The organism is Flagellimonas sp. B-3, from assembly GCF_056857835.1.
This window is the reverse complement of record NZ_JBSXNW010000020.1, coordinates 1-17,899: the sequence shown is the minus strand read 5'-3', so window position 1 is coordinate 17,899 and position 17,899 is coordinate 1. Positions and strand designations below refer to the sequence as shown.

Here is a 17,899-nt window from a genome sequence, read left to right as displayed (position 1 = left end):
ACTATTGAATCGGTATTCCGCGCAGTTTTTCAAAAGCTTTATGAGTTTTGTCCACCTTTTCCTTCGGCGTAGTTCCAAACTCCTTGTCGGTTACTTTGTAATACGTTTGTAAACTATCCAGTTTTTTGTGCATGGAGGCTATTACACCTCTATATTTTTCATCATTGATGGCATTGTGTAATTCTTTGGGATCCTCTTCTAGATCATAAAACTCCCATTCATCAATATCGTCGTAAAAATGGATAAGTTTGTACCTATCTGTTCGCACCCCATAGTGCCGTTTTACCATGTGAAAGGCTGGAAAATCATAGTAGTGGTAGTATACAGCATCTTTGAATTCGTCCTCGGCACCCTCCAATAGTCCCTTAAAAGATTCTCCCTGCATGTTAGCGGCATACTCTTGGCCTCCTGCCAAATCCAAAAAGGTCGGGGCAAAATCCAAGTTCTGCACCAAGGCATCAATATTGGTTCCTGGTTCAATCACCCCTGGCAATTGCATCAACAAAGGCATTTTCATGGATTCTTCGTACATAAAACGCTTATCGAACCACCCGTGCTCACCCAAATAAAATCCTTGATCCGAGGTATAGACCACCAATGTGTTTTCGTCCAATTCGGTCGCTTCCAAATAGTCCAAAATTTTCCCGATACCCTCATCCACAGATTTTACCGTGGCCAAATATTCATGCAAATAACGTTGCCCTTTCCATTCTGCCAGTTCCTTACCATGTAAATTGGCCTCATAAAAAGCATTGTTTTTTGGAAGATAGGCCTCGTCCCAAATGTCACGCTGTTCCGGGGTCATTCGGTCAAAATCCGTAGTCCATGGATTATGGGCCAAATCTGTGCTTCCATAACCATCGCTCATTTTTAGGTCATGCCCCTCGTACATGTCTTTGTAAATGGTCTGTTGTTGTTCGGCAGCGGCCCGTTGATTCTCAAATTCTGGAAAATAAGTGTCGGGCAAGGGAAATGTAATCGAATCATAAACATTTAAATGACGTAGTGCCGGCATCCAATTGCGATGCGGGGCCTTGTGGTGCACCATTAAATAGAAAGGCTTTTGGTTTCCCTCCCGCTGTTTTAGCCATTCCAAACTCTTGTCCGTTATCAAATCGGTGGCATAACCTTCGACCACGGTGGTATCCTCACCTTGAATAAATTCAGGATTGTAATAGTTCCCCTGATCGTTCAGAATATCCCAATAATCAAATCCTGTGGGTTTACCGTGCAAATGCCACTTTCCGACAATCGCGGTTTCATAACCCAATTTTTTCAAATGCTTCGGTAATGTGGGCTGACTGCTGTCAAACCGTTCCCCGTTCATCCGAAAACCATTGATGTGACTATGCTTTCCCGTTAAAATCACCGCCCTGCTGGGTCCACAAATGGAATTGGTGCAAAAGTTGTTCTGAAAAATGGCTCCATTCTTGGCGATGCGGTCAATATTTGGGGTCGGCGCCAATTTCCCCAACTCATGCCCATAGGCACTAATGGCCTGAAAAGCATGATCGTCCGACATAATAAAAATGATGTTCGGTGGGCCTTTGACAACTTGATCCTTTGGTTTTTCTTGTTGTTTACATGAAACAATTAAAAGTAAACCGACAAGGGCTAATCCTATTCGCATGCTACATTTATTTAAGCGTAAATGTTTCTGATAGTTCGGCATCGGAATTGGTTCCCACGAACACTTCAAATTCTCCTGGTTCCGACACAAATTCCAGTTGGGCATTGTAGAATTTCAGGTCATCTGGTGACAAATTGATGGTTACCTCCTTACGCTCCCCTTTCTTCAGCATCACCTTTTGAAAACCTTTTAACTGCCGTTTTGGCGGTGTAATGCTTCGCACCACATCCCGAAGGTACAATTGCACTACTTCTTCCCCGTCAAAATTACCTGTATTGGTGATTGTCACAGTAGCAGAAATAGCTTCACCTTGATGGATCTCTTTTTTGTTCAACCGCAGATTGGAATAGTCAAATGTGGTATAGCTCAAACCATATCCAAAAGGTAACAAGGGCGCATTGGGTGCATCCAGATAGTTTGACCTAAACTTTTGGAACTCTCCGCTTTCCGGTGCCGGCCTACCAGTGACTTTTGCACTGTGGTATATGGGTATTTGTCCCACATTCACAGGCCAGGTAGCCGTTAATTTTCCAGAGGGATTGTAATCTCCAAAAACCACATTGGCGATAGCGTTCCCTGCTTCCACTCCCGGGTGCCAAACCTGTAAAATGGACACGGGCAGGTCGAGCTCTTCTGGTATGGTCAGCGGTCTACCGCTCATCAACACCAATGCGACAGGTTTTCCTGTCTCCACCAATGCTTTGATCAATTTCTTTTGACTATCTGGGATTGAAATATCGGTGCGGCTGGAAGATTCTCCGCTCATTTCAGTAGCTTCACCGACCACGGCCACCACAACATCCGAAGTTTTGGCCAAATCCACAGCCTCTTTCAACATGGCTTCTGGTGAGCGTTCATCCATTACTATTCTTGGACCTAAAGCATTTACATTCTTGGCAAAATCGGCATCGTCAGAAATATTGGCGCCTTTTGCATATTTGATGCTTGCATTTGATGCTACATTATTGAAGCCTTCCAAAATGGTAACTGCAAGGTTAAAATCACCCGTTGGTGCCCAAGTCCCTAACATATTTTCCCTACTATCGGCCAGTGGGCCAATCAGGGCGATTTTCCCTTTCTTTTCCAAAGGAAGTAGGTTGTTGTGGTTTTTCAGCAAAACGAAGGAACGAGTTGCCAATTTACGTGCCAATGCCCTGTTTTCCTTTGTCAGAATATCGTTTTTGGGGCGCTTGGCATCCAAATATTTGTATGGGTCCTCAAAAAGTCCAGATATATACTTGGCTTCCAACACCCTTCTACAAGCCTTGGTAATATCTTCTTCGGTGATTTTTCCTTCATCCAAAGATTTTTTCAAGGTCGTCAAAAAACCTTCACCCACCATATCCATATCCAAACCAGCTTTTAACGCCAATGCCGAAACGGCCTGAAGGTCTCCCAATCCGTGCGGAACCATTTCGTTGAGCGATGTGTAATCCGAAACCACGAAACCATCAAAACCCCATTGTGAGCGAAGCAAGTCGGTGAGCAACCATTTGTTGCCAGTTGCTGGCACACCATCCACATCATTAAACGAACTCATAACGCTAGCGGCCCCGGCATCAATGGCAGCTTTATACGGTTGCAAATATTGATTGAACATTTTGATCTTGCTCATATCCACCGTGTGATAATCACGACCAGCCTCGGCGGCACCATAGAGCGCTAAGTGCTTTACACAGGCCAACATGGTATGGGAAGCGGCCAAATCTTCTCCTTGATAACCTTTCACCATGGCTTCGGCAATTTTGGAACCAAGATACGGGTCTTCACCAGCCCCTTCGGCGATACGCCCCCAACGTGGGTCGCGGGCAATATCCACCATGGGAGAAAAATTCCAGTTGATCCCATCCGCGGTTGCTTCCCTAGCAGTCATTTGAGCGGCTTGTTTTACCAAATCCATGTCCCAAGTGGATGATAGCCCCAAGGGAATTGGATATGTGGTCTTGTACCCGTGGATCACATCGGAACCTATTAACAGGGGAATGCCCAATCGGCTTTCCTTAACTGCCAAATCCTGAGCTTTTCTAACTCTATCTGGACCAGTCACTCCAAAAAGGCCTCCAACCTGCCCTGCCTTGATTTTGCTACTGACATTTTCGCTTACCACTTCTCCCGTGGCCACTCCGCCACCTGGAGTCAAAAGGTTTAACTGACCAATTTTTTCTTCAATGGTCATTTTTTGTAAAAGCTCCTCTACTTCAGGTATTTGTTCCTGGGCATTGGCACCCCAAAAAATTAAGGTTAAAAGGGCGAAAAGTGATTTTGTATAGCTCATAATAGGTTGTTTTCGGTATTATCCCTTTATTCTGATGTTTCCTGAATTGCTTTTTTAGTGTGCGAGAACAACCAAGGCAATAAATCCGGTTCGGCGAACGCTGGGTCCCAACTGTTGTGATTGGCAAAATCGTACATGGTGAATTTTGGGAGGGCACCTGCTTTTAATAAAGCGGAAACCATTTCCATGGACTGCAAGGGGTTTACCACATTGTCCTGTGCTCCATGAAAAACCCACAATGGTGTGTGTTTGGCATACACCGAAACGGATTCAGGTTCCCCTCCCCCACAAATTGGAATTGCTGCAGCAAATGCCTCAGGTTTTCTACTCAACAATTCAAAAGTTCCCATTCCTCCCATGGAAAGACCCATCAAATAAATTTGATTGTCGTTGGTGTAGGGCTTCTGGATAGTGGTTTCCAACAAATCCATTACCATTTTCAAGGGTTTGGTCGGTCCCTCGCTATATTTAAAATCCAAATTGATTGGATACGAACTCCTGTCAACATCTACACTGGCCCAGTAACTATCTCTTGGACACTGCGGAAATATTACAATTGCAGGATATCGCTCCTGTAAATAATCGGTGGCAAACAATTTGGCTCCGTTCATCAATTGTTTTTCGTTGTCGCTTCCGCGTTCTCCTGCTCCATGGAGAAAAAGTACCACGGGATAGTTTCTATCCTCATTAAAGTTCTTGGGATACATAATGCGATATCTTAAAGTATCTTTCCCATCAATAAGCATTTTGGCTTCGTATTTAGATTGCCATTGTGCAGCGACCAAATTACAAGCAAGAAACAGTAGAAAAAATGATAATTGTCTTGTCATATCAAAATCCAAGTTTGGTCAGACCGGCTTGAACATCTTCATTACCCATAAATAGGTTCCAAAGCAAACCCGTCCGATAGTTTTCTATCATGATGATCTGCGGGCCTTGGTCTATGGCCAGATATGCTTCTGCCACCCAATCGTATTCTGGACTAAAGGCATCATAAAACCCGGCTGGACCCAATAAATCATCTCTATTTCTATAAAAGTAATGCATTGCATCCAAAGATTCGTCGGGTGCATAAGGAATTGAGCTTATTGCCGCTGTTGGGGATATGATTCCTGTGTCGTTGCTTGGGCTATGGGCATTGTACCCCATGCTTCCATCATTATTTCTTGAATAACTGGCTGTCAATCCCCAACAATCTTCCCCGTAATCTTCATAATTGTTCGGATTGTTGACACAGTATTCGTAATTGACCATGGTGTGGTTTACATTAACGTCCCAATAATCCACATACTCATCGGACAGATTTCTTGGATCTAATCCCAAATAAGAATAGTGTGCCCAAAACAAAGGGCCTCCAAATTGCTCGGAGCCATTATGCCTAACCAAAAGGGGATAACCGTATTGGGTATTTGCAGATTTGATTCCTCCACCGGAGGCCCAACCATTGGCATATACTTCCTTTTCAATGCCGAAATCTGGTGAGGCAGCAGCCATAATGTAAGTGATCAACACCTCATTATACCCTTTAAGTTGAAGATTGATATCGAAACCGTGGTTGGGGCTCCAGTGCCAATACAACACATCTTGATTTTGGGTGTACCAATCCCATTCAACACCTTTCCAAAGTTCATCGGCTTGCTGAGCCAAAGCTTGCTCGGTATCCGTACCGTTTTTGAAATATTCCTTTACACAGATAAGTCCTTGTGCCAAAAAAGCGGTTTCCACTAAATCCCCTCCATCGTCCAGCTCGCTAAAAGGAATTACGGCTCCGCTGGAACCATTGATCCAATGGGACCAAGCTCCATGAAAGCGGTCGGCATTTTCGAGGAAATCCAACAAAGTATTCAATCGCTCCAACCCTTCGGTTCTGGAGATAAAGCTTCTTTCGATTCCGACCAAAATGGCCATCAACCCAAATCCTGTGCCTCCAGTGGTTACGACTCCTTCACTGTTTCCAGGGTCGTTTGGGTGGTATCTTTCCCTGGCTCCTCCAGAATCGGCATCGGCAAAGACCCAAAAATATTTAAAGGTGGTCTCCTGGGTAAGGTCGAGCAATTCTTCATCCGTTATAGATGGTTCTTCCTCCTCCTCCTCTTCAGAACCATTTCCCGGGATTTCAGGTTCAGTAGGAATATAGGTATAATCGTCTCCTCCACCACAAGATGTAATCAATGCGGCGAAAAGAAGAATGTATAATGCTTTTTTAATCATTTACAGTTTCCATATTTGGGCTTTCAAAACCCAATTTTATTAGACCTTCTTGTACTTCTGTATTGGCCATGAACAACTTCCAAAACAGCCCGCTTCGGTAATTTTCAATCATTACGGGAATGGGGCCTTGGTCTATAGCCAAATACCTTGGCAGGTACCAATAGTCTTCCAAACTAAAGGCATCGTAAGGTCCGTACTTCCCTATTAGGCTATCCTGTTCGTTGTACATAAACCTCAAAAACTGTTTGCTCTCCTCTGGGGTATAGGGCATGGAAGAGAGTGCCGCCGTAGGTGAAATCACTCCTAAATCCGCTTCTGGACGATGCCCTGCATAGCCGTTGATGGAATAACTAGAGGTCAAGCCCCATAAGTTTTCTCCATATCCTTCGTAATCCTTTGGATTGTCCACACTATATTTATAATGGATTAGCGCATGGTTCCGGTTCAATTTCCAATAATCCCCAAATTGATCTTTTAGTCCTTTTGGATTCAATCCCAAATAGGAATAATGTGCCCAGAAAAGTGGACCTACGGGAGCATCGCTATGTTCATAATGGTTCAGTTCTGTTTCCAGACCGTAGTAGGTGGTATCTTGTGAGATTTCACCCTCACCGGCCCAACCAATTTCGTAAACGGATTTATCAATCGGGTGTGTTGGGGAAGCTGCCGCCAAAATGTACATAATAAGGGCTTCGTTATAGCCACCGACAGGAAAGTTCATTTCCCATTTATACTCTGGGCTCCAATGCCAGTACAATACATCTTCACCGTTTTTGGTGTACCAGTCCCACTCAACCTCTTCCCAAAGTTGTTGTATTTTTTGGGCCAGTTGTTTTTCGCGTTCGTTGCCATTTTTAAAATATTCCTTGACCGTTAAAAGGCCTTGAACCAAAAAGGCGGTCTCCACCAAATCCCCTCCATTGTCCTTTTTACTGAAAGGGGTTACTTTGCCGGATGGCAATAGCCAATGGGGCCACGCTCCGTGAAAGCGATCTGCTTTTTCCAGAAAACCAACGATACGCTCGTAGCGTTCGAGAGCTTGTTCACGGGAAATAAACCCTCTTTCCACACCGACCAGGATAGCCATGAGGCCAAAACCTGATCCTCCTGTGGTTATAATATCCTTATCGTGGTTGGGATAAATCCCGTCCATGTGCATACGCTCCCTGGCCAATCCTGAAATAGGTTCCGCACCCTCCCAAAAGTAATTGAAGGTTTGGTACTGTACGCTGTCGAGCATCACCTCATCGGCAATGGCAAGACTGTCCGCATCTATTTCGGTTGACTTTTTGGCCTCTTCCTTAGTTTTTTGGCCATTGCACCCTACAAGTAAAGTAACAATGGCCAATGGTAAAATGATTAACCTCATAAACTAACTGAATCAAATTTTTATAGTGCTATAGCACATTAATTGTTCATAATTTCTTGGATTTCCTCTTGGGTCAATGTTCTATCAAATAGATATAGATCATCGATGTAACTCAAATCGGATAAGTGGTTCCAACCAATAAAATTTGGTGCGCCGGAACCTATTGAAAGTATAGAGCAGTTTTCCCAACTTATGGTTTTTCCAGCCATATCCCCTGTGTTGACAACAGGTTCTCCATTCAAATAAATCAAGGTTTCCGTTTCGGTAACGGTAAAGGCTACGTGCACCCACACATCTGCGGTGTCATCAATAACTTCTCCGTCGTTCCAAACGTCTCCGGCATCGGTTCCCAAATGAAGTTTTATTCGTTGCTCCGATGCATCGCCTTCCCTTATTAGCCTAAAGCCTGAGGAAAGATCATTATCTGTTCCGTTCATTGGAGGGCTTACCGTTAAGATTCCAGCTCTATCCGGGTCAGCGTTTACCTTGTACCAGAAAGCTCCACTGAATTGATTATTGAACAACCCATCAATCGGGAAAGTAAGGTAAGAATCGGTTGCACCGGCATAGGCGTTGCTACCTACGGCGCTTTCACCTGCGAAACTAGGCGTACCTACCACTGTAGCTTCTAGTCCGGAGTTGTCATCAATAGTAGATCCATCAAAAGGCATGTAAAGTGTGGAGCCGTAGTTTTTTGGTGTGACTTCTCCTCCAAAAACTTCTGCTACTTCTTCAGGAGAAAGCGATTTGCTATAGAATCTCAGGTCATCTATTATGCTATTATCCGATGCATGTCCCCAATAATCGAATGTTGGTCCGCCTGCACCTATAGTGAAGGTATCACAACCCGTCCAATCAATCGGTGCCGACATAGCAGATGACAATACTTCGATCCCATTGAAATAGATAACATTTTCACTATTTGATATGGTAAAAGTGATGTGAACCCATTCACCTGCGGTTACATCTATTACACCGCCGTCGTTCCAACTTTCGCCGCTACCTGTTCCTACATTTAATTTGATGCGTTGCTCATCGACAGTTCCCTCGCGGAACAATCGGAAACCTTGAAAACGATCTACTTCGTCATCTCCAATTGTTATGATCCCCGCCCTATCTGGGTTGGCATCCACTTTATACCAAAAGGATCCACTGAACTCGGAAGTCATCAATCCTTCTGCTGGATAGTTGATATAGGAATCGGTGGCACCCAAATACGCTTGCTCCCCTACTTGACTTTCATCGGTGAAACTTGGCGAACCTACCTGGGTAGCAGCTTTGCTTCCCATTAGATCAATGTAATCTCCATCAAATGGCATATACAATGATTCGCCATCGTATTGAGGGATGTATGGATTGGCTGCATTTATCATAATTTGAACATCGCTTTGCGTCAATGCTTTGTCAAAAATGCGTAGCTCGTCCAATTGACTGGCGTCATAGCCATGATCCCAATAGTCAAAAGTTGGTCCCCCGGCACCAATATGCAATTCCTCACAACTTGTCCAATCTATTGGTGCTGCCATATCGGAGGTTAACATTTCGATTCCGTTAAAGTATATGGTACTCTGGGTTTGGGAAATTGAAACGGCTACGTGAACCCACTCCCCCGCAGTTACATCAATCACTCCACCATCGTTCCAACTTTCGCCGGAACCGGTACCTACATTCAATTTGATTCGTTGTTCGTCGGCGTTTCCTTCGCGGAACAAACGGAAGCCCTGGTTTCTGTCTTCAGCACCGTCGCCAACCACTAAAATTCCGGCTCTATCTGGTGTTGGGTTGACCTTGTACCAGAATGCGGCACTAAATTCAGTACTTTTTAGGTTATCCATCGGGAAAGTCAAATATGAATCCACGGCACCTTGAAAAGCATCTGCACCCAAAAAGGCATCTCCAGCAAAACCTGGATTGCCTACTTCCCCAGCCTCTTGGAAGCTAATAAAGTCCATATAATCCGCATTGAACGGCATATAGAGAACCTCGCCATCAAACTGTGCACTATATGGCGCCAGTTTGGCAAAGTTTGTTTCTTGTGTAGTTGTTTTACCCTCTATATCGGTTGCTGTTACGGTGACTGTATGGTCGCCGTTCCCCAAACCATCGTACGTTACCTCTTCCATAACAATTCTATAATCCTTGAAAGAGTTGTATGCAGCTATTTGTGACCCATCCATGGACACGGTAATATTCGCTACCTCAATATCATCGGTAACCTCGAATGTTATATCTATTGATGTTTCTTCTTCGAAGGGCATGAGTTCCACTCCTTCGGTAGGATAGGTTATGGTAACCTGTGGGGCTGTTTCATCCACCCCGGCATCGACTGCCGTTATAGGGTCGATTCCCTCATTACAAGAAACCACCAGAAGGCCCAAGAGCATCATTATGGATTTAACTATGTATTTCATCTTGTGTTGTTTATTTAGTTAGTATTAATCATCGCTACTTCCCCCACCCAAGGTCGGAAGTGCATCCAGTTGGGCTTGTGGGTATGGCAATAGTTCTTTATCTGCCGTAAAGGTTCTACCATCGTAGCTCAGTTCGGAGTAGTTATCCAAGCGAATCATATCATAATAGCGAATCCCCCATTCCATACCTAACTCGGCAAATTTTTCGTCCATTACATCACTGGATGAAACTCCAGACAACGAAGGCATTCCCGCTCTGTTACGAACCAAGTTTACGGCTTGGTCCGCGGTCATACCAGAACCACTTGCACCACGGGTCAAGGCTTCAGCATACATCAGCAATATTTCTGCATAACGTATTACAATCATGTTTTTACCGCCACCATAGTTATTTCTCTGATTTGTTAATTGTACGGATGGTAAGTAGTGCTTACCACTGGCGAACAAGGCTCTTGCGTAGTCATTGATGACATCGCCATCTCTTGTGGTATTGTTCACAAAAGAGGGGAGTGTGGCATAATTCGGGTCTGTTTGTAATTCTGCAATGCCACGGTCTGTCCACAATACACTAGTCTCCAAGCGAACAGCTTCGTCCCTGTCCAGCATAAATTTGATAAACTTCATGCTTGGTTCGTAAAAGCCCCACCCATCGGATGCGTTTTCCCTTGCAGGGGTCCAACCTTGGGGACCAAAAGGTGCATAAAGGTGGTAAAACTCATCGCTGGTACTGGAACCGTAATCGGAAAATTGTAGTTCGAACAGACTCTCATCGCTCAATTCGCCAGGTTTTTTGAACAGGCTATAAAAATCGGGGTACAAAGAAAATTTATTGGAGTTGATTATCGCGGCACAGGCGTCTGCCATACCTTGATAATCCTCCATTTCCATGTGAGCCATGGCTTTTAATGCATAAGCCGTATAGCGTGTTACACCACCGGGAATGTCCGTTCTTTCATTTGGCCTTAAGTTGGGCAATACCGGAATAGCCTCATCCATTTGGTCGGATATGTATTGCATCATCTCTTGCTTGGTGGCAGGTCCGTTGGCTATTTCAGCATCGGGCTGCGTGGTTTCTATGATAAAAACATCGTTCCAAACCCTTGCCAGATTGAAATGCAACCACGCCCTCATCACTTTTATCTCTGCAATATATTGGTCTGCTGTTGCCTTCTCGCTTTCATCGGCGAAGTCCTTGAAATTTTCTATCAGCTCTATCTGGGTGTTCAATTCGACTATGTCACCATAATGGACATTCCAAAGTGAGTTGTACATCCAATACCCTTGATCGTAAACAAAATTATCGGTGTCCGCAAAAGGTTGTTGGTCTCCGAGTCCCCCTGCGTTTACATCGTCTCCACGAACGGAAAGCAATAAGGGTTCTTCCCATCCTCTTGTGGCAATTACATAATAGGAGCCGATCAATGCTTGGACCATATCCTCGGTCGCAGTGTAATCCAGGTCGTCTGCATTAAGCTGACCTTCCCTATCTTCAAATTTGTCGGAGCATGATTGGACAAAGAGTATCGCAATCAAGACAAATACTATTTTATATACTGGGTTATTACTATTTTTCATCACAATTTTCTTTTTATAGTTTAACATTGACACCTATGGTGTAAATCGCCGGAACGGGATAGGTCTGTCGATCAACCCCATCGGATACTTCTGGGTTAAATCCATTGTAACTGAAGATGGTCAAAGGTCTTTCGGCTGTCAATGTGAATTTAAAATCGGGCATGTTGCCCTTAAGTTTATCACCACGTAAGGTGTAAGCCAACTGTATGTTCTGGATTCTGAAGAAATCTCCGTCCTCTACCCAAAAATTGCTCAATCGTTGGTTCCAGCTGTTTCTAAGTCCTGCCGATGAGGGGTAGCTGTTGCTAGTTCCTTCGCCGTGCCAACGGTTTTTGGCCAAATCGGCATCCATATTGGTATCGTTGGTAAAGATGACCTCGCCCCGTTTTCTGTTCAAGATTTTATTTCCTGATTGACCATAGAAATTCAAGGAGAAACCAAAGTCCTTATAATTTAATCCAATATTACCACCGTAGGTGAACTTGGGAAGGAACGAGCCCAATACGGTTCTATCCTGGTCTGTAATGGCGCCATCCCCGTCCCTATCGTTGAATATCAAGTAACCGGGTTGAATATTCTGTCCGTCCGCAATGGCGCTCTGTGCCACAGGGTCGGCATCAATTTGGGCTTGATTTTGATAAACTCCGGTGGTTTCGTATCCATAAAATGCATACAATGGTTCTCCCTCCATAGTTCGCTGTCTAAACTCGGCAGAACCTGAATCAATATAACCTCTTTCGTCCTCAATCTCAATGGCCTCATTTTTTACCGTGGTAAAATTGGCTCCAACAGTATAGGTGAAATCGGACGTAATTTCATCACTCCAATTCAATGCAATCTCTACTCCCGAGTTACGGATAACACCTGAGTTTCTTGAGATTGTTTGGTCCGCAATGGGAATGTATACGGGCATAATGGCATCTTCGGTGTCCCTTATGTAGTAATCAGCCTCAAGTGATAAACGATTGTTGAAGGTATTCATGTTGAAACCGAAGTCCAACTCTTCCACTACCTCCCAGGTTAAATCGGTGTATGTACTTGTAGCGGTAACCCCTGTATTCGGGGTATCGCCCAAATCAACAGTTTCATTTTCAATAGTATTGGCTCCGGCACTTGCAGGAACATTGTCGTTACCCAATCGACCCCATGCGGCCCTTAATTTTAAGAAATCGAAGAAGCCCACGTTTTCCATGAACGGTTCTTGGGAAATTACCCAACCGGCACCTACTGAAGGGAAATATCCCCACTGCTCCTTGGTAAACTTCGAGGATCTATCTGCCCTAAATGTTCCGTAGAGCAAGTAGCGGTTTTTAAAGTTGTAAGATACCCTTCCAAAATAGGATTGTCCGTAAATTCTTTTGTTTTCTTCTTCTACATTGTTGTTGAACGACAACGGATCGGCAAAATCCAAATACCACGATGTCTCATAGTTGATTCCGGCAATATCGCTACCAGTTGCCTCAAACCTATTGGAAGCCTCGTCCCTAAAAGATGTACCTGCCATTACGGTCACATTATGGTCTTCGGAATAGGTATCGGAATAGGTAAGAACGTTGTCCCAAATTTGGTTATAGTAATTGTTCTGCTTCCTATTAATTGATGAAATTCTTTGGTCACCAAAGCCCATATTGTAAGGGAGGTTTACGTAGCGCTCTTCCAGTGCGGAGAAGTCTATATTATAGGTGGTCTTAAAGGTAAGCTTGTCCTTTATCAAATCTGTTTCCAAATAGATATTGGCCAACAACTTACGGATTTTCAACCTGTTATCGTTGTAATCCATATCCGGGAAAGGGTTTTGTGTGCCCCTGTACCCCAATGCTTGAGCGTTGGCATAGCGTGTGGGTGTTGCCTCGGTGTTCATATCATCAAAAACAGGAAGAATAGGAACGGCAAAATATGCTTTGAACCAAGCTGAGTTTTCAGGGGTTTGCTGCGTTGCATTACTGAAAACGGTATTCACCCCCATTTTTAAATTATCGAGAACGTCCACATCCAGTTTGGAGCGGATATTGAACCGTTCGTACTCGTTTTTCATATCCAACAGACCTTCTTGGGAGAAGTAGTTTGTACCAAGGGAATAGGATACATTATCGGTACCTCCGGTAACACTTATACTGTGATTTTGAATAAGTCCATCACGAATGATCTCATCGTACCAATCCGTGTTTACATCGGGCACGTTCGGATTAATACGACTTCTGCCATAGCGTTGCATGGCATTCAATATAAATTGGACGTCCGCTTCGGAGCCAGACTCAACAGCCATGGTGACAAATTGTTCGGCATTGGCCATTTGTAAAACATTTTGGGCACGTTGAATACCTGTATAGCCATTATACTCTATGGTAGGTTTTCTGTTTTTTCCGCCGGACTTTGTTTCAATGATGATAACACCGTTGGCCGCCCTTACCCCGTAAATGGCCGAAGAGGAAGCATCCTTTAGTACGTTCATCGACTTGATGTCGTTGGGGTTCAAGAAATCTATATTGCTGTAAAACATGCCGTCTACCACATACAGCAAACTGGTTGCATTGGAATAGGTTCCCAAACCACGAATCCTAACTGTAGGAGAAGCTCCTGGTGAACCTGGCGATACAATCTGAACCCCGGCCACTTTGCCTTGCAAAGATTGAACTGGGTTTGCCGATGGTGTTTTTTCAATTTGTTCCGCATCCACTGTGGCAATGGAACCCGTTAAATCGGCTTTCTTTTGGGTACCGTAACCTACCACGACCACTTCGTCCAAGTTTTGGGTGTCTTCCTGCATGGTCAGATCAATGGTAGTCCTATTATTAATAGGTACAGTTTGAGTTGTAAATCCGACGTAACTGAACACCAATGTTCCGTTACCCGGAATGTTCTCCAAACGATAATTACCATCAAAGTCTGTTTGAATTCCTGTAGTAGTGCCCTGTAGCACTATGCTTGCCCCGGGCAACGGTTGTCCTTGATCATCCATGACCGTCCCAGAAATCGTTATATTGTCTTGAGCTAAAAGTACAGCCTGAAACAACAAAAACGAGATTAGCAATAGTTTGCTTTTAATTTTCATAATTGTGCAAAAATAGAGTTAGATTTTTACTAAATTAATAAAGTAGCTTGTGATCAAAGGCTAGTTGGAATACATAAAAATTACATCATCAAATAAAGAGCTCAAAAGCCTTATTTCACCGTGTTTGCAGTAGTGCTCCTTATTTTGATGTAAAAAGAATTAACACTATGATGTAGTGTTGATGTAGTTTGTTAAATCACTTTTAACATACCTAAGTAAGCGATTCTATGGTTTTAAAAAGTGATAAGAAAATTGGAAAGGTTCTCCGAACTGTCCATATCGAGTTTTTTTCTCAATCGGTAACGGTGTATTTCCACTCCCCTGATCGTTATCCCCATTAGGGGGGCAATCTCCTTGGTAGAAAGATTCATTTTGAGGTATGCACATAATTTAAGGTCCTTTGGAGTCAATGCTGGGTATGATTTGAGCAGTCGCTCAAAGAAATCTTCGTGCAACTCCTTAAAATTGACTTCAAAACGTTTCCAATCTTCCGTATCCTCGATCGAACTGTTCAGTTTTTTAATGAAGGACCTGTATCGGTGGGAATTGGGGAATTTATCTTTGTTCATCACCAACATATTCTTAAGCTCCAATATCATTTCATTTTTTCTGGCGATGTTCAGTGTTGTACTGGCCAACTCATTTTGTTTGAGCTTTACTTCCTTGGCCAACTCTTCTTTTTCCAATTTTGCCATTCGTTCCTGTTGCTCCTGCTCCATACGTTCCATAAGCTCCCTATGCTTTCTTTCCAGTTTTTTTCTGTTGTACCGCCTTACCAAATAAATTGTCAAGACCACCAATGCCCCATAAAGAAAAAGACTCCACCACGAGAAATACCATGGTGGCAAGATTTCAAAGTTCAAGCTATTGGATTCGGATATGGCATTGCCCATACCCACGGTAGCCACTTTAAGGGTGTATGCGCCATAGGGCAGGTTTTGAAAGTTGATGAACCCGTTCTCTGCATACTCCGAATATTCCTTAGGACCTTCCAACTTGTAATAATAATGGGGCAATATATATTCTGGCGATGCCACCTCAATAGCTAGGGATTGAGAGCGTCCAAAGGGTATTTCCACAGATCCACCCAAAACGGAATGTTTTGCTTTCTGATCCTTTAAGACAACAAAATTTGGTACAGGAAGTTCCTGATTTTCGGAAAGACTTTTAAGGCCATTGGTGTTTATCTTGGCAAATCCATCCGTTAAAGTTATGTAGGATGCACTATCGTTCACCCTTACCACTTTCTGCGAATCCGGTGCCAATCGTTCCCTTAAGGGAAGATCCGTAATTAGTAGACTATCGCCTTTTAAATTGGTATGGATAATAGCCTTCTGCTCTTTATCATCTACAAACCAGAAATATTGTTCATCATAAAACAACAGCTCTTTGTTCTGGTAATACATGAACGCTTCAAACTTTTCGATGTGATCCACAATAGGATTATAGGTAAACCAATTGCCCTCACTGTTGAGTACAATATTGTTTTTGATATTATAGAGCTTTACATTGTATTCACTCGGAGCGCCTTCGCTCTCAAAACTCTGGATCCTGTCCACCTTATCATATGTTCCCTTTCCAAAGTGAATCCTATAAAAGCCTTTGTAGGGGTGTGCTGCCCAAAGAATATTGGGTGTTTCAAAACACAGCTGTTTAACGGGATCATCAAATCCCTCGATTTTTGTCACTTCCCATTGGCCGTTATCCAGTTTTTTGAACTTTGCGAGTCCGTTGTACGTACCCTGAACAAAGGTTGAGTTCGCATCCGGCACTTTGATTATTTGATATCCCCCCGCAATCGTCCCAACAAGTTCAAAACTGTTCTCGGTTACCCTATAGGTCCCTGTGTTGTGCCCACAGAGCAAATCACCCTCTATAACTTCCAAGTCCCAAACATGGCCTTGTGAACCACTTACAAACCTAAGTTCGTTGCCCTCAAAATAAAAGACCCCTGTGTTGCTTCCTAAGAATAATTTACCGTTGTACCATGCTATATCGTAGACCATGCCCAGCGTACCTGTATAGTCGGTATAGTATGCTATTGGGTTGTTCAGTTTTACCCGGGCAATTCCGTTATCCAACCCCAACCACAATTGATCTTTGAACGATAAAGAGGATAGTACCGTGTTGTTTTGAAGACCGGATTCCCTATTCAATACGCTGTAACGCCTAGAAACCGTATCGTACAGGTACATTCCATTTTTAATGGTTCCCAAAGCTAAAAGGCCATTGCCCAAAAGGGTTATCTTATTTAGTTGATGTTGTTTTAGGTCGTCATTTATGGGAGCCGACCATGGTGATAATGTGCTGCCATCATACAAAAAACAACCATGTAGTTTAGTCCCGATCAAAAGTTTGTCTTGGAAAATGGCCATATCATTAACGGTCTTACCCAACAAAATATCTTGGTTTGGCAAGGACACCAACCCCTCCTTTTTCACCTCAAAAAGACCTACAGATCCCCCCGCTACAATTAATCTATCATTGAACTCAATAAAATCAGAAACCACATCTGGTGGATCCACAACGGATATATCATTGTTATCATAGAAATAGATTGCTGAAAAGGAGCGGAACACTACCTTTCCATCTTTAGATGGAAAAATTTCCCAAAATTCCTCACTGGTAAAAGCATGGTCTTTAATAAGGTGTGTTAAAGAGGTATAGCCCAACTCTCCAAACTTGTTTTTGGTCCAGTAACCAAACTCCTCGTACGAACCTGTATACACTCTATCGCCAATACTCTCTACAGAACGTATTATGGTATTGTTCGGTAATTTGTTCAAAGTCCATTGCTCCCCATTAAAATGAAGCAATCCTTTATTATTGGCTACAAAAAGTTCACCCTTATCATTTACAGAAACATCCCAGTTTTTACTTCCCCCCTTATAATCCAGTAATTGATAATTTTGGATCGGTGGTAATAATTGTTGTCCGTTAACCGATAAACAGATCAATAATACAATTGATAAAAGCCTGAAATGCATACTGTATAGTTATGTATGGTAAAGATCTTTCGAATCTTTGAATATACAAAACCACAGGAATTTTCAATTTATTTAAAAAGTGATGTGAATTAATGAATACAGGCTCCTAAAAAGGAGCCTGTATCAAATTAACTAAACTAACTCAAATCCAATCTATGGCTGAATTTTCCATAAAGAAGCTTTGGTTATTCCATATACATTACGTTAAGAGGTTTCCGTCCTCGTCCCACTCGGCAATAACGCCTCGTTTGCTCTGGTCCACGCACTTGGCGAGCCATTCCTCGTCGTAGCTTACCCCGTGCTGTTCCAGTACATCCTCCGGAACGCCGTCCCATACGTTCGGCTGGTTCCCTTTATAACCGATCTCCTCTATCCCGATCTTGCTCGTG

Annotated in this window: 9 protein-coding genes and 1 pseudogene; all 10 read right to left on the bottom strand. The window is 43.3% G+C overall.

What is annotated here, in order from left to right:
• Position 1: 1 nt before the first annotated feature.
• Positions 2-1,630 (bottom strand): sulfatase family protein, encoded by a 1,629-nt coding sequence (locus AC13CS_RS09355; protein ID WP_293162314.1) that lies wholly within the window; start codon positions 1,628-1,630, stop codon positions 2-4.
• 7 nt (positions 1,631-1,637) lie between these two features.
• Positions 1,638-3,905 (bottom strand): beta-glucosidase BglX, encoded by a 2,268-nt coding sequence (gene bglX / locus AC13CS_RS09350; protein WP_293162311.1) that lies wholly within the window; start codon positions 3,903-3,905, stop codon positions 1,638-1,640.
• Positions 3,906-3,931: 26 nt separating this feature from the next.
• Positions 3,932-4,735 (bottom strand): alpha/beta hydrolase-fold protein, encoded by an 804-nt coding sequence (locus tag AC13CS_RS09345; RefSeq protein WP_293162308.1) that lies wholly within the window; start codon positions 4,733-4,735, stop codon positions 3,932-3,934.
• Between the two features lies 1 nt (position 4,736).
• On the bottom strand, positions 4,737-6,116 hold the full coding sequence (locus tag AC13CS_RS09340; protein WP_293162305.1) for a glucoamylase family protein: 1,380 nt from the start codon (positions 6,114-6,116) through the stop codon (positions 4,737-4,739).
• A complete protein-coding gene (locus AC13CS_RS09335; RefSeq protein ID WP_293162302.1) occupies positions 6,109-7,485 on the bottom strand; it encodes a glucoamylase family protein in 1,377 nt (458 codons plus the stop codon). Before AC13CS_RS09335 ends, AC13CS_RS09340 begins: the two co-directional genes overlap by 8 nt.
• 38 nt (positions 7,486-7,523) lie before the next feature.
• Complete coding sequence (locus tag AC13CS_RS09330) at positions 7,524-9,896, bottom strand: LamG-like jellyroll fold domain-containing protein (RefSeq protein ID WP_293162299.1); 2,373 nt, start codon at positions 9,894-9,896, stop codon at positions 7,524-7,526.
• Positions 9,897-9,920: 24 nt separating this feature from the next.
• On the bottom strand, positions 9,921-11,471 hold the full coding sequence (locus AC13CS_RS09325; RefSeq protein ID WP_293162296.1) for a RagB/SusD family nutrient uptake outer membrane protein: 1,551 nt from the start codon (positions 11,469-11,471) through the stop codon (positions 9,921-9,923).
• 13 nt (positions 11,472-11,484) lie between these two features.
• On the bottom strand, positions 11,485-14,523 hold the full coding sequence (locus AC13CS_RS09320; RefSeq protein ID WP_293162293.1) for a SusC/RagA family TonB-linked outer membrane protein: 3,039 nt from the start codon (positions 14,521-14,523) through the stop codon (positions 11,485-11,487).
• 233 nt (positions 14,524-14,756) lie between these two features.
• Positions 14,757-17,510 carry a Two component regulator three Y domain-containing protein gene (locus AC13CS_RS09315; protein WP_293162290.1) on the bottom strand — a complete coding sequence of 918 codons (2,754 nt, stop codon included), beginning with the start codon at positions 17,508-17,510 and terminating at the stop codon, positions 14,757-14,759.
• 199 nt (positions 17,511-17,709) lie between these two features.
• A pseudogene (locus tag AC13CS_RS09310) lies at positions 17,710-17,899 on the bottom strand (gluconate 2-dehydrogenase subunit 3 family protein); the annotation flags it as partial.